Annotated in this window: 21 protein-coding genes; 8 read left to right on the top strand and 13 right to left on the bottom strand. The window is 73.7% G+C overall.

The window, feature by feature from the left end; all coding sequences use genetic code 11:
- Positions 1–106: 106 nt before the first annotated feature.
- The 9 genes from OHA72_RS40815 to OHA72_RS40775 form a co-directional block, all read right to left on the bottom strand.
- Complete coding sequence (locus tag OHA72_RS40815) at positions 107–706, bottom strand: hypothetical protein (protein WP_327001437.1); 600 nt, start codon at positions 704–706, stop codon at positions 107–109.
- Positions 707–716: 10 nt separating this feature from the next.
- Positions 717–2,060 carry a hypothetical protein gene (locus OHA72_RS40810; protein WP_327001436.1) on the bottom strand — a complete coding sequence of 448 codons (1,344 nt, stop codon included), beginning with the start codon at positions 2,058–2,060 and terminating at the stop codon, positions 717–719.
- Positions 2,057–2,854: an ABC transporter ATP-binding protein gene (locus tag OHA72_RS40805; RefSeq protein ID WP_327001435.1), complete on the bottom strand. Its 798-nt coding sequence runs from the start codon at positions 2,852–2,854 to the stop codon at positions 2,057–2,059. Before OHA72_RS40805 ends, OHA72_RS40810 begins: the two co-directional genes overlap by 4 nt.
- Before the next feature lie 194 nt (positions 2,855–3,048).
- A complete protein-coding gene (locus OHA72_RS40800) occupies positions 3,049–3,768 on the bottom strand; it encodes a zf-HC2 domain-containing protein (RefSeq protein WP_327001434.1) in 720 nt (239 codons plus the stop codon).
- Positions 3,765–4,331: an RNA polymerase sigma factor gene (locus tag OHA72_RS40795; protein ID WP_327001433.1), complete on the bottom strand. Its 567-nt coding sequence runs from the start codon at positions 4,329–4,331 to the stop codon at positions 3,765–3,767. The genes OHA72_RS40800 and OHA72_RS40795 overlap by 4 nt, the downstream gene beginning before the upstream one ends.
- Before the next feature lie 153 nt (positions 4,332–4,484).
- A complete protein-coding gene (locus tag OHA72_RS40790) occupies positions 4,485–4,802 on the bottom strand; it encodes a DUF6959 family protein (protein ID WP_327001432.1) in 318 nt (105 codons plus the stop codon).
- 31 nt (positions 4,803–4,833) lie between these two features.
- On the bottom strand, positions 4,834–5,658 hold the full coding sequence (locus OHA72_RS40785; RefSeq protein WP_327001431.1) for a sugar nucleotide-binding protein: 825 nt from the start codon (positions 5,656–5,658) through the stop codon (positions 4,834–4,836).
- An 88-nt stretch (positions 5,659–5,746) separates the two neighbouring features.
- Positions 5,747–6,319: a GNAT family N-acetyltransferase gene (locus OHA72_RS40780; protein WP_327001430.1), complete on the bottom strand. Its 573-nt coding sequence runs from the start codon at positions 6,317–6,319 to the stop codon at positions 5,747–5,749.
- A 10-nt stretch (positions 6,320–6,329) separates the two neighbouring features.
- Positions 6,330–7,004: an SDR family oxidoreductase gene (locus OHA72_RS40775; RefSeq protein ID WP_327001429.1), complete on the bottom strand. Its 675-nt coding sequence runs from the start codon at positions 7,002–7,004 to the stop codon at positions 6,330–6,332.
- 67 nt (positions 7,005–7,071) lie between these two features.
- Here OHA72_RS40775 and OHA72_RS40770 point away from each other — a divergent pair, with 67 nt between their 5' ends.
- Genes OHA72_RS40770 through OHA72_RS40760 form a run of 3 tightly spaced genes read left to right on the top strand, consistent with a single transcriptional unit; the run spans position 7,072 to position 8,820 of the window.
- A complete protein-coding gene (locus OHA72_RS40770) occupies positions 7,072–7,440 on the top strand; it encodes a MerR family transcriptional regulator (protein WP_327001428.1) in 369 nt (122 codons plus the stop codon).
- A gap of 58 nt (positions 7,441–7,498) precedes the next feature.
- Positions 7,499–8,359, top strand: a complete 861-nt coding sequence (locus OHA72_RS40765; RefSeq protein WP_327001427.1) for an aminoglycoside phosphotransferase family protein — start codon at positions 7,499–7,501, stop codon at positions 8,357–8,359.
- Positions 8,360–8,391: 32 nt separating this feature from the next.
- On the top strand, positions 8,392–8,820 hold the full coding sequence (locus OHA72_RS40760) for a PPOX class F420-dependent oxidoreductase (RefSeq protein WP_327001426.1): 429 nt from the start codon (positions 8,392–8,394) through the stop codon (positions 8,818–8,820).
- A gap of 26 nt (positions 8,821–8,846) precedes the next feature.
- Here OHA72_RS40760 and rox read toward each other — a convergent pair whose 3' ends face one another.
- On the bottom strand, positions 8,847–10,277 hold the full coding sequence (gene rox, locus OHA72_RS40755; protein ID WP_327001425.1) for a rifampin monooxygenase: 1,431 nt from the start codon (positions 10,275–10,277) through the stop codon (positions 8,847–8,849).
- 160 nt (positions 10,278–10,437) lie between these two features.
- On the opposite strand from rox, the gene OHA72_RS40750 reads away from it, so the two are divergent.
- Genes OHA72_RS40750 through OHA72_RS40735 form a run of 4 tightly spaced genes read left to right on the top strand, consistent with a single transcriptional unit; the run spans position 10,438 to position 15,530 of the window.
- A complete protein-coding gene (locus OHA72_RS40750; RefSeq protein ID WP_327001424.1) occupies positions 10,438–10,785 on the top strand; it encodes a molybdopterin oxidoreductase in 348 nt (115 codons plus the stop codon).
- A gap of 2 nt (positions 10,786–10,787) precedes the next feature.
- Positions 10,788–13,247 (top strand): nitrite reductase large subunit NirB, encoded by a 2,460-nt coding sequence (gene nirB, locus OHA72_RS40745; RefSeq protein WP_327001423.1) that lies wholly within the window; start codon positions 10,788–10,790, stop codon positions 13,245–13,247.
- Positions 13,244–13,567, top strand: a complete 324-nt coding sequence (locus OHA72_RS40740) for a Rieske (2Fe-2S) protein (RefSeq protein ID WP_327001422.1) — start codon at positions 13,244–13,246, stop codon at positions 13,565–13,567. Before nirB ends, OHA72_RS40740 begins: the two co-directional genes overlap by 4 nt.
- A 58-nt stretch (positions 13,568–13,625) precedes the next feature.
- Positions 13,626–15,530, top strand: coding sequence for a cell wall-binding repeat-containing protein (locus tag OHA72_RS40735; protein WP_327001421.1), 1,905 nt, complete (start codon positions 13,626–13,628; stop codon positions 15,528–15,530).
- Positions 15,531–15,752: 222 nt separating this feature from the next.
- Here OHA72_RS40735 and OHA72_RS40730 read toward each other — a convergent pair whose 3' ends face one another.
- On the bottom strand, positions 15,753–16,298 hold the full coding sequence (locus tag OHA72_RS40730; RefSeq protein WP_327001420.1) for a TetR/AcrR family transcriptional regulator: 546 nt from the start codon (positions 16,296–16,298) through the stop codon (positions 15,753–15,755).
- Positions 16,299–16,365: 67 nt separating this feature from the next.
- Here OHA72_RS40730 and OHA72_RS40725 point away from each other — a divergent pair, with 67 nt between their 5' ends.
- Positions 16,366–16,803, top strand: a complete 438-nt coding sequence (locus tag OHA72_RS40725) for a nuclear transport factor 2 family protein (RefSeq protein ID WP_327001419.1) — start codon at positions 16,366–16,368, stop codon at positions 16,801–16,803.
- A gap of 6 nt (positions 16,804–16,809) precedes the next feature.
- On the opposite strand, the gene OHA72_RS40720 is transcribed toward OHA72_RS40725, so the two are convergent.
- Both OHA72_RS40720 and OHA72_RS40715 read right to left on the bottom strand, forming a co-directional pair.
- Positions 16,810–17,331 (bottom strand): DUF6882 domain-containing protein, encoded by a 522-nt coding sequence (locus OHA72_RS40720; RefSeq protein WP_327001418.1) that lies wholly within the window; start codon positions 17,329–17,331, stop codon positions 16,810–16,812.
- Between the two features lie 18 nt (positions 17,332–17,349).
- Entirely contained in the window at positions 17,350–18,885 is a 1,536-nt protein-coding gene (locus tag OHA72_RS40715; protein ID WP_327001417.1) for a cation:proton antiporter, read from the bottom strand.
- Positions 18,886–18,887: the final 2 nt, after the last annotated feature.

The following is an 18,887-nucleotide window of genomic DNA, read 5'->3' as shown; positions in this document are numbered from 1 at the left end:
CGCCGCATTGCCGTATTGCGATTACCGATAATCCTGTAATTACCTCCGAAAGGCGTACACCATAATCACTGTTATGCGCGGATCGCCGCCGGGCGGTGCGGCGTGGCTACTGGTCCATCGTTGCTTCGGCGGGCGCCGTCGGCGGGCCCACCCGCACCGCGTACGCGACGACACCGGCCGTCAGGAACGCGGCTGCCGTGACCGCGGCGATCCGGTTGCCCGGCTCCTGAACCATCCACAGCGCCACCTGCCGCCACGCCGGTCCGCCCGGGGCGGCCAGGAAGGACGCCAGGGCGGCCCAGGCGATCGGCACCTGCCACGCGGCTCGCGCGCCGGCCAGCGCGGCGCCGAGCCCGACCAGCCCGACCAGTCCGGCCGCGTTGCGCAGCAGCACCGGGACCGGCCCGAAGTCGGCGCCGAGGACCCGGGCGGCGACCAGCAACCCGGCCACCGCCGCGCCGCAGGCGACCAGGTGCGCGATCCGGCGCGGCGGCCAGGGCAGCGCGGCGGTCCGCTCCAGCGCCGGGTCGTGCCCGGCGAGGGTCGGCCGAGCGGCGCCGCCGCCAGCGCCGTCGTGAGCACCGCGAGGCCGGCGGGCACCGCCGCCCGGTCCGTCACGCCGGACCAGGCGGCCGCGACCACGGCGACGGCACCGGCCGATCCGGCCAGGGCGACCGGCACCCGGCGGGACCGCAGGTAGAGCCACAGCCAGCCGCTCACGACGCGGCCTGACCGGTGAGGACGGGCATCAGGTCCGGCTCGCACCGCGCGGCCGCGTCCCGCAGCGCGGTCACCCGCCGCAGCTGTTCCGGGCCGGGCAGCGCCCGCAGCGCCTGCACCCCCGCGCGGATCTCCGGTTCGAGGCGCTCCGCGAACCGGTACCCGACCCACGGGTCCCACAGCCGCACGACGTCGGTGTCCAGCAGCCACGCCGCGGCCACGGCCGGTGCGATCTCGTCGGCGCCGTGGCCGCAGCCGGACCACCGGGTACCGCCGCCCATGACGATGCTCTCGGCCACGTCCGGGTCCCGGCCCATGGCAGGGTCGATCTCGAGCTGGAACTGGACCGTGCCCGGCTGCGGCTTCGGCCGGTACCACTGGTCGCTGTCGCTGCTGCCGATGGTGTCCAGCCGCAGTTCCACCGCGCGGGTCGGCGCGCCCGGCAGCTTCGCCAGGGCGCGCAGCGCACGGCGCGCGTCGGTGGTGACGCCGGGCAGCAGATGCGCGTGGACGGCGGTGACGCACACCTGCGGCACGCCATCGGCGCAGATGTACCGGTACGCCGCCGGATCCAGCTGCCACGTCCCGGCCGCCGTCGGTGTGCCGATCAGCAGCAGCCCCGCCACGCCGGCGGCCAGGCTGGCGGGCGCACCCACCCGAGCCCGCCACGACCCGCCCGCCGCGAGGAGCAGTCCGGTCAGCAGCAGCCCGGCGCCCAGCGCGAGACGGCTCAGCAGCAGCCGGGTCGACATCGTCTCCCACGGCGAGTCCGGCGGCCAGTCGATCAGCAGGGCCAGGTTCCCCAGCCGGTCACCCCCGTGGGCGGCCTCCGACGCGCCGAACTGCACGACCAGCACGGCGGCGGCCAGCACCGGAGCGACCAGGGGCGAGGACCACCGGCGGCCGACGGCGACTCCCGTCCAGGCCGCGCCGATGAGCACCAGCACGTCGATCAGCGGGGCGGCGAGGCCGCGGACCCCCAGGTAGGTGCCGGCGACCAGGACCGCGCCGGCGGCGAGGACGACCAGGTGCGCCGCCGCGACGGCGATGCCGAGCGCGCTCATCGCCGGCAGCGCCCGCTGCCAGCGGGGCCGGCCGGTGCTGTTCATCAGGTCCTCGGCGCGGGTGCGCCGGTCGCGGCGGCCGAGCACGGCGCCGCCGGCCAGCGCCAGCGGCATCAGCACGAACATGCCGGTGGTCTGGGTGTAGCCGAACCGCAGCCACTGTCCCTGCCAGAAGGAGTACATGCTGGCCGCCGACAGGCCACCGATGACGATGAGCAGCACCGCCAGGACCGGTGCGTTGGAGCGGCGCAGCTCGATGCGGACGGACCGGATCATGCGGCGTCCCGGTGCTGCTTGAGCAGGAACGAGTAGCCGCGCTCGGCGGGACTGTCGCCGATGCCACCGGCCTCGCCGGAGCGGACCAGGTCCGCGGGGAGCCCCTGGAAGACCAGGGCGCCGCGGTCCATGACGATGACGTCGGAGCATGCGGCCACCACGTCCTCCACGAGATGGGTGGAGACCAGGACGCAGTTGTCCGTGCCGAGCTCGCGGATCAGCTCGCGGAACTCGACCCGCTGCTCCGGGTCCAGGCCGACGGTCGGCTCGTCGAGCAGCAGCAGGTCCGGCTCGTTGACGATCGCCTGGGCGATGCCGGCCCGGCGCAGCATGCCACCGGACAGCGACTTGAGTTTGGTGTCGGCGCGGTCGGTGAGCCGGACCCGGTCGATGGCGCGCTGGGCCGCGGCCGGCACCGCGGAGGACGGCATCTCCCGCAACCAGGCCAGGTACTCGACGTAGTCGCGGACGGTGAAGCGGGGGTAGAAGCCGAACTGCTGCGGCAGGTAGCCGAGCCGGCTGCGCACGCGTCGCAGCTCACGGCCCGCGGCGGCGTCCGCGCCGAGGAGCCGCAGCACACCGCCGTGCGGCTTGACCACCGTGGACAAGGCCCGCATCAGCGTGCTCTTGCCGGCGCCGTTCGGGCCGAGCAGCCCGTGCACGCCGGTGCCGAGGGTCAGGTCGAGGCCGTTGACGGCCAGGTGCCTGCCGGCCTTCACCGACAGACCCACCGCCTCGATCGGCCAGGCGTGCCGGGTCGGCGCCACCTCGTTGGCGCTCACTGCGCGTACCAATGTCGTCTCCTTCGGGGCAGGGTCGGCCGCGGCGCCGGGCGGCACCGTCGATCGGGTCGTGCCGGGTTGTGCTGTGTTGTGTCGGTGTGGTCAGCGCCAGTCGGCTGGGCTTCGCAGGTCGTCGACGCGCAGCGCGGTCAGCAGGGTCAGCACGACGGCGGCCGCGGCCCAGCCGGGCATGGTCTCGGGCCGCATCAGGGCCTCGGTCGGCGCGGCGGTGAGGGCCGGCGTGGTCCCGTCGGGGAGCGACACCACCGCGGCCACCGCCAGCCGCCGCCGCCGAGCACGGCGGCCGCCAGCGGAACGCCGATGCGGCTGCCGAGCAGCAGCGTCGCCGCGGTGAACGTCAGGCACGGCAGCAGCCACAGCGCCGGATTGCGGCCGAGTGCCAGCCCGGCCACCGCCAGCAGCGGCAGGACCATGGCCAGGACCGCGAGGGTGCGGCGCAGCAGCAGTTCCAGCCCGGCGCGGGCGGTGCCGGCGATCACCTCCCAGGACGGGTTCGTCCGGCGGGACCAGGCCACCGCGAGACCGGCGAGCGGCGCAACCGGGGCGAGCAGCAGCACGGCCGAGGGCCGGTCGTGGAAGTTGCGGTCGAGCAGGACCGCGGCGAGGATCGCGGTGCACGTCATGGCGGCCCAGCCGAGCACGGACCAGTCCGCCCAACGCAGGTACCACCGCCGGAACCGGCGCGGCGGCACCGGCTGCGGTCCGGTGCGCGCCTGCTGCAGGATCGCCTCCCGGGCGTCGCCGAGCAGCGCCCGCAGCGGCGGGGTGGCCAGCGCACCGAGCCGCTCGCGGCACTGCGCGCAGCCCTCCAGGTGCACCTCCACGGTCCAGCTGGCGGCGTTGTCGGGGCCGAGGTCGCCCGCGGCGTACGCCGCCAGGGCCGACGGTGCAACGTGAGCGGTCATGCCAGCGCCTCCCGTAACGCGGTGCGGGCGCGCCGCGCCCGGCTCTTCACCGTGCCTTCCGGCACCCCCAGCAGGACCGACGTCTCCCGCACCGTGAGCCCGTCCAGGACCATCGCGGCCAGCACCGCCCGCAGTTCCGGCGCCAGGCTGTCCAGCGCCGCGCCCAGTTCCAGGCCGATCGACCCGGCGAGGGCCTCGTCCTCCGCGGCCGGCGCGCTCAGCACCGGCAGCACGTCGGTCGGCACCTCCTGGAGGCGGGCGCGGCGGCGCAGCGCGTCGACCAGGCGCCGCGCGGCGATCGTCCAGATCCAGCCGACGGCGGTGCCGCCCGGCGCGTCGGCGCCGCCGGACTGCCTGATCCCGGCGAACGAGCCGGCGGCCCGCCACACCGTGAGGTACGTGTCCTGCAGGACCTCCGAGATGATGCCGTCGTCGGAGCACCGCCGGCGCAGCCGGAACGCGAGCCACGGCGAGGTGCGCCGGTACAGCTCGTCGAACGCGTCCAGGTCGGCCCGCGCGACCCGCCGCAGCAGCCGCTCCTCGTCCTGCCCGGTTCCTCCCACGCTTAGATGGTCGATCGCGTGACCCCGAACGGATCACGAATCCACGTGACCTGGGTCACATCGTGCCGGTCGTGACGATCGCGATGCGGTTCTGGGCGTACCGCATCACCCACAACATCGGGCCAGTGCTCCTGACCGGTCAGGCGTCGACGGTCACACCCCGCTCCCGCCACCGGCGTCCTCCCCGCCGGTGGCCGCGCGGGCGTACGGCAGGCGGATGTGGTGCGCCGCCAGCACCGACTCGTAGTAGCGCAGGATGTCGGTCATCTCCTCGACGGTGTACTCGAGGTCCTCCAGCGCCTCCCGGTCGTCCGGGGAGTGCCGCCACCGGTCGGCCGCGGCGGCGAACTGCTGCAGCAGCGCGCTGAACGTGTCGCCCTGCACGTGGATGCCGGGGAACGCGCGGCCTTCCAGGTGCGTCACCGCGATGTTCGTCCCCCGCGCGAGCACGCGCGCCTGCTCGTCGGTCACCGCATGATGATCGCACCCGCCCAGAAGGACGTCAGCGGGCCATGAACTGCGTCGCCGGGCGCAGCGGGGTCTTCAGCAGCGACCGGGCGAGGGTGCAGTCCAGGCGTACGTCCAGGGGGCGGCCCGGCAGCATCTCGGCGCTGCGGGCCGCCGGGATCGACGCGGGGTCCAGGCCGTCGCGGGCGGCGACCATCAGGCCCAGGTCGTAGCGGCTGACGGGCTCGGGGCCGGTGACGTGCAGCGGGCCGTGCCAGTCGGTGCCGGCGAGTTCGAGCAGGGCGTCGGCGAGGTCGTCGACGTGGACCGGCATGCGGATCTCGTCGGTGAACAGGGCGCCGGTGCACGCCCCGGAGGACAGGGCGTGGGTGAGGACCTCGTGGGCGCCGCGGCCGTCGCCGAGGATCGTGGAGGTCCGCACGACGGCGGCGGCGGGGGCGATCGCGAGCACGGCGGTCTCGGCGGCGGCCTTCGCGGCACCGTACCGGTACGTCGGGTCGGGCAAGGCGTCCTCGGTGTAGTGGACCTCCCGGCCGGAGAACACCGCGTCGCTGGACATGTGCACCAGGCGTGTCCCGGTCGCGGCGGCGGCCAGGGCGACGTGGGCGGCGCCGTCGGCGAGGGACCGCCAGTCGCCGCGGTCGCGGCCGCCGGCGGCGTGGATCACGGCGTCGGGGCGCAGGTCGCGGAGCAGCACGTCGACCGCGGCCCGGTCCCGGATGTCCAGGCGCAGGTCGGCGGACCCGTCAGGCCCGGCGAAGTGCGTGCCGACCGGGGACCATCCGGCGGCGGTGGCACGCTCGTACACCCGGCGGCCCAGCGAACCGGTCGCACCCGTCACCAGCATCCGCCCCGTCACGGACCGGACGATACCGGACACCGCCGCGCCGCGTCGGTGTCCCGGATGTCCTCCTGCCGCACGGGCTCGACCCTCCCGCATTTCCCTGCTACGGCGTGGCGACCCTGGCGTGCAGGTGCATGTCGTGCCAGCCGTCGGTGTGGCGGGCCTCGCCGCGTTTGGTGCCCTCGAGCTGGTACCCGGCCCGCTGCGCCACCCGGCAGGACGCAAGGTTGGCGGTGGAGTGGCAGACCTCGATGCGGTGCAGGCCGAGCGTGCGGAACGACCACCCGGTCAGCGTGGCGAGGGCCCGGCCGGCGACGCGGCGGCCGCGGGCGTGCGGCAGCACCCAGTACGACACCTCCGCCAGGGCCTCGGCGAGGTCGACGCGGCGCAGGCTGATCTGCCCGGCGACGGCGCCGGCCTCGGTGACGGCCCAGCCGGCGCCGGTCTCCGCCCGCCACCTGGCCGGCCACCGGCGGATCCAGCCGCGGGCCTCGGCGCCGGTCATCGTGCGGCAGTGCCAGCGCTGGATGTCGGGGTCGGCGTAGGCGGCCACGACGGCGGCCTCGTCCGCCGCCCGCCAGGGCCGCAGCCGCAGCGCACCGTCGCCGTCCAGGGACGGCTGGGTGAGGGCGGCGAGGGTCCCGGCGGGCAGCGCGGGTGTCAGCAGCGACGGCACACCACCGACCCTAAACGGCGGTCAGTGCCGCCTTCGCCGCGCGGCTGGCGTCGTCGACGAGGACCTCGGGCCGGCCGGCGGCCACGCCGTCCAGGGCGGTGGCGGCCACGAACGCCGGGTCGAGTTTCGGCACGTCGAACCCGGCCATCATGTCGGTGTCGGCGGCGCCCAGGTGCACGCCGGTGACGGTGGTGCCCTGGCCGGCCAGTTCGAGGCGGATGCCGTTGGTGAGGCTCCACTGGGCGGCCTTCGCGGCGCTGTAGGCGTTGGCGCCGTCGTAGTTCGCCCACGACAGCACCGACAGGACGTTGAGGATCGCGCCGCCGCCGTTACGGCCCAGGACCGGCGCGAACGCGCGCACGACCTGCAGCGTGCCGAAGTAGTGCGTCTCCATCTCCAGGCGGATCCGGGCCAGGTCGCCGTCCAGGAGGTTGGTGCCCGTGGCGACGCCGGCGTTGTTGACGAGCAGGTTGACGTCCTTGGCGACGTCGGCGGCCTCCGCGACGCTGCCGGGGTCGGTGATGTCCAGGCGCAGCACCCGCACCCCCGGCAGGTCGACGCTGCGCGGGTCGCGGGCGGTGGCGTACACCGTCGACGCGCCGCGGTTGAGCAGTTCCTGGGCGAAGTGCCGGCCGAGGCCACGGTTCGCGCCCGTGACGAGCGCGACCGATCCGTTGATCTCCATGCCGGTTACGCTAAAACCTGACGTTGACGTCAGAGGCAAGTGTTGCCGGTGTGGGGAGGATCGCAGGATGCGGATCGGACAGCTCGCGGCGAAGGCCGGCGTCAGCGTGCGGGCGCTGCGCTACTACGAGGAGCAGGGCCTCCTCGGCGCCGAGCGCACCCCCAGCGGGCAGCGCACGTACCCCGACGGCGCCGTCGACCGGGTCGTGCTGGTGCAGCAGCTGTACGCGGCGGGCCTGTCCAGTCGCCGCATCCTGGAGCTGCTGCCGTGCGTGTACACCGGCTTCGCCACCCCGCAGACCCTGGCCCTGCTCGCCGCGGAACGCGACCGCATCGACGCGCAGATCACCGGCCTCACCGCCACCCGCGACCGCCTGGACACCGTGATCGCGGCGGCCACGGCCAGCGTCACCGACGGCTGCGCCCCGCTGCGGTAGCCGACGTCTGCGCGGAAATCCTCATGCGTCCAATGTCGATCATCGACAGACTGTGCCGATGATCGATGCCGACCTCGTGCGGGCACTGGTCCGTGAGCAGTTCCCGGCCTGGGCCGCGCTGGCGGTCACCCCCGTGCCGCGGCAGGGCTGGGACAATCGGACGTTCCGCCTCGGCGACGAGTTGTCCGTACGGCTGCCCAGCGCCGAGGGGTACGTCGCGGCGGTGCAGAAGGAGGACCGGTGGCTGCCGGCCCTGGCGGGGCGGCTGCCGCTGCCGATCCCGGAGCCGGTCGCGGTCGGCGCCCCTGCCGGCGTGTACCCGTTCCCCTGGTCGGTGCGCCGCTGGCTGCCGGGCGACGTCCTGGCCGCCTCCGACGCGACGATCGCGCTCGCCGAGGACCTCGGCGGGTTCCTGACCGCGCTGCGGTCGGTGCCGGCGCAGGGCGGACCGGTCGGCGGGCGGCACTGCTTCTACCGCGGCTGCCACCCCAGCGTGTACGGCGACGGGGTCCAGGAGGCCCTGCGCACCCTCGGCGACACGGTCGACACGGCCGCGTGCGAACGGGTGTGGGCGCAGGCGCTGACGTCGGCGTGGCAGGGGCCGCCGGTGTGGTTCCACGGCGACGTCGCCGCCGGGAACCTGCTGACCACCGGCGGGCGGCTGTCTGCGGTCATCGACTTCGGCACCTGCGGCGTCGGCGACCCCGCCTGCGACCTGGTCATCGCCTGGACACACTTCCACGGCCCGTCCCGGCGGGCGTTCCGCGTCGCCGCCGGCCTGCCCGACGCCGCGTGGCGGCGGGCCCGCGGCTGGGCGTTGTGGAAGGCCCTGGTCACCCTCGCCGGTGCGTCCAGCCCCGACCAGGCCGGCGTCCAGGCGCGGACCCTGCAGGAGGTCCTCAGGGATCCTGTCGTCTGACCGCCGGCCGCGACGCTGGATAGGCTGGCGAGGTGAACGCGACGTTCGACCCGCACGACCTGCTCGCCGTCAGCCGGCTCGGTGTCCTGGCCACGATCAAGGCCGACGGCCGGCCACAACTCTCGCCGGTCATGCCGTTCTACGACCGTGCCGCCGCCGTCATCCTCGTGTCGATGACGCAGGGCCGGGCGAAGACGGCGAACCTGCGCCGCGACCCGCGCGCCACCCTGGAGGTCACCAGCGCCGACGGCCTGCAGTGGGCGACCGTGGAGGGCGTCGCGACGCTCACCGGCCCCGGCACCGACCCGCACGGCGCCGAGGTCGAGGCCCTCGTCGACTACTACCGCCGCGCCGCCGGCGAACACCCCGAGTGGGACGAGTACCGCTCGGTGATGGTGTCCGACCGCCGCGTGCTGATGACGATGACCGTCGACCACGTGTACGGCGCGAGGATCGGCTGATCCCGACCCTGCCGGACAACCGGGGGTCACCCCGCGGCGGGATCGCCGAACCAGGTGGGCAGGTGCCGCTGGAGGTCCTGCTGGTCGTCGCCGAGCCAGGCGACGTGACCGTCCGGGCGCAGCAGCAGCGCCGGGGCGTCCAGTTCCTCGCTGGCGTCCACGACGTGGTCGACGCGGTCCGCCCAGCCGGTCACCGACAGCCGGCCGGTCTGGTCGAGCAGCAGGCCCCGGCCGGCGCGCAGCAGCTCGTACAGGCGGCCCCGCTTGAGCGGCACGTCGCGCAGCCGGCGGCCGAGCAGGTCGGGGCCGTCGCCGAAGTCGTACCGGATGCCGACCGCGATGATCTTCTCGGTGAGGTACCGGCTGACGTCGTCGAAGTCCATGAGCCGCGTGAGCAGACGGCGCACCGCCTGGGCGCCCGGGTCCAGGGACATCAGGTGCATCTGGGCGCGGGTGTTGTCCAGCACGTCGGCGGCCACCGGGTGCCGTTCGGTGTGGTAGCTGTCCAGCAGCCCTGCCGGCGCCCACCCGTCGACCGCGGCGGCGAGCTTCCAGCCCAGGTTGAACGCGTCCTGGACGCCGAGGTTGAGGCCCTGCCCGCCCGTCGGCGGGTGGACGTGCGCGGCGTCGCCGGCCAGGAACACCCGGCCCACCCGGTACCGGTCGGCCTGCCGGGTGGCGTCGCCGAAGCGGGACAGCCAGCGCGGGGAGTGCACGCCGAAGTCGGTCCCGGCGGTCGCGTGCAGCTGGTGTTTGAACTCCTCGAACGACGGCGGCACGGCACGGTCCCCGGCGACACCGGCGGCGGGCACCAGGACCCGGAACATGCCGTCGCCGAGGGGCATGGCGCCGAACCGCAGCTGGGTCCTGCGGACCTCGGTCATGACGGCGGTCAGCTCGTCCATCGGTGCGGTCAGCGCCATCTCACCCAGCAGGGTGTCGACGGTGGACGGCTCGCCGGGGAAGCCGACCCCGAGCAGCTTGCGCACGGTGCTGCGGCCGCCGTCGCAGCCGACGAGGTACCGCGCCCGCAGGTGGGTGCCGTCGGCCAGGTCGACGCTCACGCCGTCGTCGTCCTGGCGCAGGCCGGCCAGTTCGGCGCCGCGCCGCAGCTCGGCGCCCAGGCCGGTGGCGTGCCCGGTCAGCAGGCGGACGATGACGGGCTGCGGGATGCCCAGGACGTACGCGTGCGCGGTGTCCAGCCGGTCCGGCTGCGGCTTGCTGATGCCGGCGAAGAACCCGCCGAGCGGATGCTGCCGGCCCAGCGCGAGGAACTCCTCGAGCAGGCCGCGCTGGTCCATCAGCTCGATGGTGCGCGCGTGGATGCCGAGCGCGCGCACGACCTTCGTCGGCTCCGCGTCCTTCTCCAGCACGAGCACCCGCACGCCGTGCAGCCGCAACTCGGCGGCCAGCATCACACCGGTCGGCCCGGCACCGGCGATGATCACGTCGATCATGGAACGTCCTCTCGTCGCCTCAGCTCACAGCGTGCACCAGGAGGCGAAGAGGACACGAACCACCGCGCGTAACAGGAGCGGTATTGGCGTGTAACGGCGGCTGGACACCATCAGGGGCAGTCAGGGCCGCCCGGCCGGTCCTGCGGAGAGGACGGCAGAGGTGCAGTCGACGCCACGTTTCCTGCAGGGTGTGTTCCCGTTCGTCGGCAAGGGGATCGAGTCGCCGGTGCCGCTGGACGCGGCGCTCACGTACACCGTGCCGGCCGGGGTGATCGCGCAGACGGTGTACTTCCGCGGCGGTAACACCACCGGCGACCTGGTCTACGTCGTGCTCACCCGCGACGGCCGGCCGATGCGGTACTTCCCGATCGGCGCGAAGAGCGACGTGCACGTGCCGCTGCGGGTCGTCGAGGACCTCGACGGCGGGACCGTCGTGGAGCTGCTCGTCGGCGCGCCGGAGGGCGTCGCGGGGTCGCTCGTCGTGGATCTCGGCCTGGTGGAGGTGTAACCGTGCCCGACAAGCAACGGCTCGTCGTCATCGGCAACGGGATGGCCGGCGCGCGGGCGGTGGAGGAGATCCTGGAACGCGGCGGCCGGGAACGGTTCAACATCACGATGTTCGGTGAGGAGCCGTACGGCAACTACAACCGGATCATGCTGTCCAACGTGCTGTCCGGGGCCGAGGAGGAGGACGGCATCTTCCTCAACAGCCTGCCCTGGTACGCCACGAACGGCATCGACCTGCGCGCCGGGATCCGGGTCGAGCGCATCGACCGGTTCGCGAAGGTCGTGCTGGACTCCGAGGGCAACGAGCTGCGCTACGACAAGCTGATCATCGCCACCGGCAGCCGGCCGTTCATCCCGCCGATCGAGAACATGCACCACCCGAAACGCGGCTACCACCAGGGCGTGTTCACGTTCCGCACGATCGACGACACCCGCGGCATGATCCGCTACGCACGCGACCACGAGCGGGCCGTCGTCATCGGCGGCGGGCTGCTCGGGCTGGAGGCGGCCCGCGGGCTGCAGCAGTACGGGGTCGCCGTCACGCTCGTGCACGCCGCCGGTCACCTGATGAACGCGCAGCTCGACGCGCAGGGCGGGGCGATCCTGAAGGCGAGCGTCGAGCGGCTCGGGATCACCGTCGAGCTCGCCGCCCGTACCCAGGCGATCGAAGGCAAGGAGAAGGTCCAGGGCGTCCGCTTCGCCGACGGCAGGGTCATCGGCTGCGACATGGTCGTCGTCGCCGCGGGCATCCGTCCCAGCACCACGCTCGCCGAGGTCAGCGGGCTCACCGTGGAGCGCGGCATCGTCGTGGACGACCAGCTGCGCTGCCTCGACGAGGCCGACATCTACGCGGTGGGGGAGTGCGTGCAGCACCGCGGCGAAACCTACGGGCTGGTCGCGCCGCTGTGGGAGCAGGCCAGGGTCCTCGCCGACCATCTCACCGGCACGAACACGAAGGCCGCCTACCACGGGTCACGGACCGCGACGAAGCTCAAGGTCGCCGGCGTCGACGTCGCCGCGATGGGGATCACCACCCCGGCGCCCGGCGACGAGTTCGTGGTGTTCTCCGAGCCCAGCCGCGGCGTGTACAAGAGCGTCATCATCCGCGACGACCGGCTCGTCGGCGCGACCCTGCTCGGCGACGTCGGCAAGGTCGGGTACCTGATGCAGGCGTTCGACCAGGGCCTGCCGCTGCCGGAGGAGCGGGTGCGGCTGCTGTTCGACCTCGGCGGGCCCGGCGAGGCCGAGTCGGCGGCGGAACTCGCCGCGGACGCGCAGGTGTGCAACTGCAACGGCGTCAGCAAGGCCGCGATCGTCGAGGCGACCGCCGTCGCGAAGACCCTGTCCGGGGTCATGGACCGCACCAGGGCCGGGAAGGGCTGCGGGTCCTGCAAGTCGCTGGTGAAGCAGATCGTGGACTGGGCCGCCGGAGGCGCCGCCGAGGAGGACCCGGCCGCGAACTGGTACGTGCCGGGCGTACCCATGAACAAACCGGAACTCATCGCGGCCATCCGCGCGCAGAACCTGCGCAGCGTCTCCGCCGTGTTCGACGCGCTCGCCGGCGGCGAGGAGGACGCGAAGAGCAAGATGGGGCTCGTGTCGCTGCTGCGGATGCTGTGGGGCGACGGCTACGTCGACGAGCGCGGCGCCCGGTTCATCAACGACCGGGTCCACGCCAACATCCAGCGCGACGGCACGTTCTCCGTGGTGCCGCAGATGAAGGGCGGCGTCACCACCCCCGCCCAGCTGCGCCGCATCGCCGACGTCGCCGACAAGTACGCGGTGCCCATGGTGAAACTGACCGGCGGGCAGCGCATCGACCTGCTCGGCATCCGCAAGGAGGACCTGCCGAAGGTGTGGGCGGACCTGGACATGCCGTCCGGGTACGCGTACGGCAAGAGCATGCGCACCGTGAAGACGTGCGTCGGCTCCGACTACTGCCGCTTCGGCGTCGGCGACTCCACCGCGCTCGGCATCGCGATCGAGACCCGCTTCCAGGGCCTGGAGAGCCCCGGCAAGATGAAACTCGCCGTGACCGGCTGCCCACGCAACTGCGCCGAGGCGTACGTGAAGGACCTCGGCGTCGTCGCGATCGACGGCGGCCGCTGGGAGATCTACGTCGGCGGCGCCGCCGGCGCCCACATCCGCAAGGGCGACCTGCTCGCCACCGTCGACACCCCGGACGAGGTGATGACGTTGACCGGACGGTTCCTGCAGTACTACCGGGAGAACGCCAACTGGCTCGAGCGCACCTACGCGTTCGTGCCGCGGCTGGGCATCGAACGGCTCCGCGACCTGATCGTGCTTGACACCGAAGGCCTCGGCGCGGGCCTCGACGAACGGATGGAGGCCGCCGTGGGCGCGTACCGGGACCCGTGGAAGGAAGGCCTCGAACCGACGGTGCCGGGCCAGTTCCGCACGTCGCTGCCGCTGGTCGTGCTGCCGCAGGTGCCGGTCCGATGACCACCGTGGACACCGGCCGCACGCACCGCCTCGGCCCCGTCACCGACATCCCCGTCGGGGAGGGCCGCGCCTACGCGGTCGACGGGCACCAGATCGCCGTGTTCCGGCTGCGCGGCGGCGGGCTGCGGGCCGTGTCCGCGGTCTGCCCCCACGCCGGCGGCCCCATCGCCGACGGGCTCATCGACGCGAAGGTCGTCATCTGCCCCCTCCACCAGCACGTGTACGACCTCGCCACCGGCTGCTCGACGACCGGCCAGCCGCCGCTGCGGGTGTACGACGTGCGCACCGACGACGACGGGATCCTCATGCTCACCACGTGAAGGGGCGGCGCCCCCTAGGATGACCGGGGTGATCACCCGGCGACCTGATGGGGGAACGGTGTCCTTCGCGTTGACACGACGCTCCGCGATGCTCGGCGCTGTCGCCGCGGCGACCGGCACGGCGATGGCCGGGCTCATCCCGGGGCAGCGCACGGCGAACGCGTCGCTGCCAGGGAAGACAGCCGGGATCACCTACAGGTACGGCGACAGCATCTGGTGGGCGGACACCGAGGGCGGTGACCGCCGCGTGCTGGTCACCGGCGTCGGCGCCGGCTCCGGGTCGTGGTCGCCGGACGGCAGCAGGTTCGTGTACTCCGACGGGGCCAGCATCGTCTCGGTGCGTGCCGACGGCACCGGGGCGTTCACCGTCACGGCCGGCACCGAGCCGGCGTTCACTCCCGACGGCGCCTGCGTCGCCCACACCCGCCAGGGCGGGATCACGTCCGGCTACGCGAGCGGGGACAGCCGGCCGGTGACCGGGAGATGGCAGTTCGCAGTGAACGACGCCACCGCCTCCGCCGCCACCGTGGCAGCCGACGGCACGATCGTCTTCCAGCGCGGCACCGACGTGTACCGGGTCGCCGGCCCGACCGCGGTGTCGAAGCTCATCGCCGACGCCACCGCCCCGGACTTCTCACCGGACAGCACGAAGCTCGCGTTCGTGCGCGGCGGGCAGATCTGGACCGCGAACGCCGACGGCACCGGCGCGGCGCAGCTGACCACGTCCGCCAACACCGCCAGCACCGCCAACAGCGACCCGGCCTGGACCACGAACAACCAGGCGGTCCTGTTCACCAGCGTCGAGGGCGGCACCCCGAAGATCAAACGGATCGACTTCGCCGAGAAGACCGTCACGACCCTGATCGCCAAGGGCAGCGAGCCGACCTGCCAGCCGGTGAACCGCAACGCCGTCGAACGCGTCTGGGGGCAGACCGCGCTCGGCACGGCCGTTGCCGCATCCCGGTACAACTGGGCCGACCACGGCGTCGACGACGGTGTCCGCGCGCAGGCGAAGTCGGTCGTGCTGTCCCGCGACGACACCTACTTCGACGCGCTCGGCGGGTCCGCGCTCGCGATCGTCAAGCAGGGGCCGCTGCTCATCACGCCGCCCGGGTCGCTGGACCGGCAGACGGAGGCGGAGCTGCAGCGCGTCCTCGGCGGCACCGGCGCCGTGTACCTGCTCGGCGGGACGGCGGCGCTGTCGGCGAAGGTCGAATCGCAGGTCAAGGCCCTCGGCTACACCGTGGTGCGGCTGTGGGGGCAGGACGGGTACGAGACCGCGATCGCGATCGCGAAGGCGATCACCGCCACCCCGTCGACGATCATCGTGGCCACGTCGCTGGATTACTACGACGCGCTCGCCGCCGGCGCCGCCGCCGGCGCCAACCTGGGCACCGTCGTCGTGCTCTGCGCGGGCACCGCGATGCCGGCGGCGACCGCCGCCTACCTCGACACGTTCGACCCGGACCCGTCGCACGCCGGCGGCACCCGCGTCATCGCCGCCGGCGGCCCGGCCCTGACCGCGCTGCGCAACGCCTCGACCGGCGGCCGGCTGCCGAGCTGGCCGGCTGGGTACACGCCCGTGGCCCTGTACGGGCAGACCGCGTTCGAGACCGCCGTCGAGGTGGCCCGGCACTTCTTCCCTGCCCCACGCACCGCCGCCGTCGCCACGGCCACGACGTGGTTCGACGCGCTCACCGGCGGTGCGATGATCGGCGCGAACGGCGGCCCGCTCCTGCTGGCCCACCCGGGCGACCTGGGGCTGTCGACGCAAGCGTACTTCTCGGGGAACTCCGGCTCCCTCGACCGTGCGGTGCTGCTCGGAGGGCCCCTGGCGCTGAAGGACGTCCTCGTCGGACCGCTCGGCGACTCGATCTCGGTGCCCGGCGTCTTCGACTACGTCCAGTACACCGAGACCTCCACGCCCGGGCCGGGGTGGCATCCACGGGTCACCGGGAGCTGATCGACGACCGGGTCCGCACTCACCCGCCGGTCCGCGCTGTCCGGTGCCGGGGCGCATCGCCGAAGGCCCGGGTGGCAGCGGCACCCCGGGCGGCGTCCGTCACGAACGGTGTGGTGCCCGCCGATCTGAATGCCGGACGGTCGCCGGTGGCGCGGCGGGGCGGCCGCATCGGTCGTCGGGCGACCCTCCTGCCGCCGGCGAACGACGCCGGGGAACGGCAACTCAGGCGGCCGGCCCGCGCAGGCCGTCGGTCAGCACGGCGAAGAGGCGCTCGGCCCTGCCCGGGTCGGTGCTGTCGTGCACGGCGGTGAACAGGCTCTTCAGGAACGTGAACAGGTCCTCGACCGTGACGGCGGGGCGGACCGCGCCGGCGGCCTGGGCGCGGGTGAGCAGGGTGGCGACCGCGGCGTGCAGGTCGGCGATCAGGGGGCCCGGGACGGTCATCGCGTCGGAGGTGTCGCGTTTGGCGGCGCCCTCGGCGCCCAGGTGGGTCAGGAAGGCGAAGAAGGCGGCGCCGGGGTCGGGGTCCTCGGCGTGCCGCCGGGCGGTGGCGACGAGGTCGGTGACCCTGGCCGTGATGACGGCCTGGAACAGGGCCTCCTTCGTCGGGAAGTGCCGGTAGACGGTGCCGGGGCCGACGCCGGCGCGGGCGGCGATGTCGTCCAGCGGCACCGCGAACCCGGCCTCGGCGAACGCGTCGCGGGCGGCGAGGAGGATCCGGTCGCGGTTGCGCCGGGCGTCGGCGCGCAGGGGCTGCTCAGCGGGCATTGCTAACCGGGGCCACCGTTCCGTATCGTCTAACCGGGGTCATCGTTCCGATTGTACTGGAGGAGCCATGGTGTACAGCCCGCGTGAGGTCGCCGAGCAGGTCCGGCGGATGGTGGCCGGGGAAGGGATCCACTTCGCGGATCTGTTCGCGCAGGACGGCGTGCTGGAATACCCGTTCGCGCTGCCCGGCCAGCCGCGGGAACTGCGCGGCAGGGACGCGATCCGCGCCTACCACGGCGCGGCGTCGGGATCCCGGCGGCTGTTCGAGATGGACGGCGTCGACGCGATCGTCCGCGACACCGACGACCCCGAGGTGGTCGTCGCCGAGATCGAGCACCACGGGCGCTCGGCGGTGACCGGTGAGGCGTACCGGTTCCGCGCCCTCGGCGTCATCCGGGTCCGCGAAGGGGAGATCGTGTCGTACCAGGACTACATGGACCCGATCGCCACGGCCCGGCTCCTCGGCCGGACCGCCGACCTCGCGGCCGCCCTGACAGCGGCGTGAGGATGGTCAGGCGACGTCGACGGTGAAGGTCGACGTGGTGCCGTCGGCGGCGGTCAGCGTGACCGGGCCGAACGTGATGACCGGCACCGACGCGGTGCCGGTGCCGCGGTAGAAGCCGGTCGCGCCGGTGACCCGCACGGCGACCGCGACGAGGGTGGCGGCGACCTCCTCGCCGACGTCGAGCCGGGGCTGGGTGAAGGCGCCCTGGCCGTGCTCCTCGCCCCAGGCGCGCACCGCTTCGGCGTCGCGGCACAGGCCGGGCAGGATGCTCGAGTTGGCCCACGCCCAGACCCACGACGACGTCGAGGCGTTGAAGCTGCCCAGGATCTGCGCCGGCGCCGTGGCGGTCCGGTCGGGGAACGTCCAGGTGATGACGCCGGTGCGCTGGTCGAGGCCCCACCGGTCGGCGGTGCCGAGACCCCACGACTGGTGTGCCCGGGCCAGCTGCTCGACCATGTCCTCGCCCTGCATGATCAGGGTGGCCAGGTCGGCGGGTTCGGCGGCGGCGCGGCGCTTGAAGATCCCCATGACCGGAGAGTCTCGCACCTACCGGGGGTGGGTGCCGTGGGCGGCCTGGCGCAGGTCGATGTCGTGGATGAGGCGGCGGGCGGTGTCGTCGTCGAGCTGCTCGTTGAACACGGCGTCGGCGAGGGCGTCGCGCTGGGCGTCGAAGTCCTGCTCGCCGCCCGCACCGGCGGCGATGGCGACGCCACGGGCGCGCAGCTCGTCCTCCCGTTCGCGTTCCGCGGCGGTGTCGATGCGCAGGCGGCGCACCAGCAGCGGGATCGTGGTGCCCTGCAGCAGCAGGGTGCCGAGGGTGACGAGCAGCGCGATCGTCTGGATCTCGTCGCGGCCGGGGAACGGGGTGCCGTCGCCGAGGTGCTCGGGGACGGCGGCCGCGGCGGCGAGGGTGAGGATGCCGCGCATGCCGGTCCAGCCGACGATGAGCGCCTCCTTCGGGGTGGGTTCGCCGAGCACGGGGCGGTTGCGGCCGCGGCGGGCCCGCCACTGCAGGCGGCGCTCCCACTTGGCGCGGGCCCGCGGGTCGGTCTCGACGCGCTGCTCGCGCCGCCGGCGGCGCAGCCCCCACCAGGCGAACGCGGCCGGGACCGCGCCGAGGCGGAAGACGACGACGGTGACGAGGATGACGGCGGCCGCGAGCACGGTGCGCAGCAGCGAGTCCGACGAGGCGAGGTTCTGCACCACGAATCGCAGCTGCAGGCCGATGTACGCGAAGACGAACGTCTCCAGCAGGAAGTCCACAACGGGCCAGACGGCCTCCTCCTGCAACCGGGCACGGTAGGCGCCCGGGTACTGGTGGCGCTTGTCGAGGGCCGTGTTGATCGACACGGAGAACGCGGTGACGACGACGGCGAGGATGCCTGAGGCGTGGACCTGCTCGGCGAGCAGGAACGCGGTGAACGGCAGCAGCAGCGACACCGCCGTCTCCAGGACCGGGTCGAGCAGCCGCTTGCGCAGCCACAGCGTGACCACGGCGAGCAGCGCACCGACGAGCATGCCGACGAAGGCGTTGTACAGGAAGAGCACGAAGCCGTTGTCGAACAGGGTGTGCCCGGCGCCGGTCGCGGCCACGGCGAGGCCGAACAGGGTGAGCGCGGTGGCGTCGTTGACGAGGCTCTCGCCGGTGAGGATCGCGGTGGCCCGGCGCGGCAGGCCGAGTTCCTTGCCGTGGGTGACGGTGGTGATGGTGTCCGGTGGGGCGAGCACGGCGCCGAGGACCAGCGCGGCCTGCAGGCCGATCGCGGGCAGCAGCCAGGAGGCGACGAGACCGGTGACGCCGGTGGTGAGCACGACGAGCGTGACGCCGAGGGTGAGGATCGGGCCCAGGTTCTGCGAGAAGCTCGACATGGACGCGCCCCGGGCCGCGGAGTACAGCAGCGGTGGCACGACGACGGCGAGGATCAGCTCGCTGTCCAGCTCCAGCCGCGGCACGCCCGGGATGAACGACGCGGCCGCGGCGAGGATGACGACGATCAGCCCCGGCTGGGCGCCGCGGCGGTGCGCGACGGCGGAGACCGTGATCCCGCCGAAGATGATCAGGAGGAGCTGGACACCGTTCACGG

Origin of the sequence: Dactylosporangium sp. NBC_01737 (assembly GCF_035963215.1) — a bacterium.
GTDB lineage: Bacteria > Actinomycetota > Actinomycetes > Mycobacteriales > Micromonosporaceae > Dactylosporangium.
Note: the sequence above shows the minus strand (reverse complement) of the source record. Positions and strands in the feature narration are given on the sequence as shown.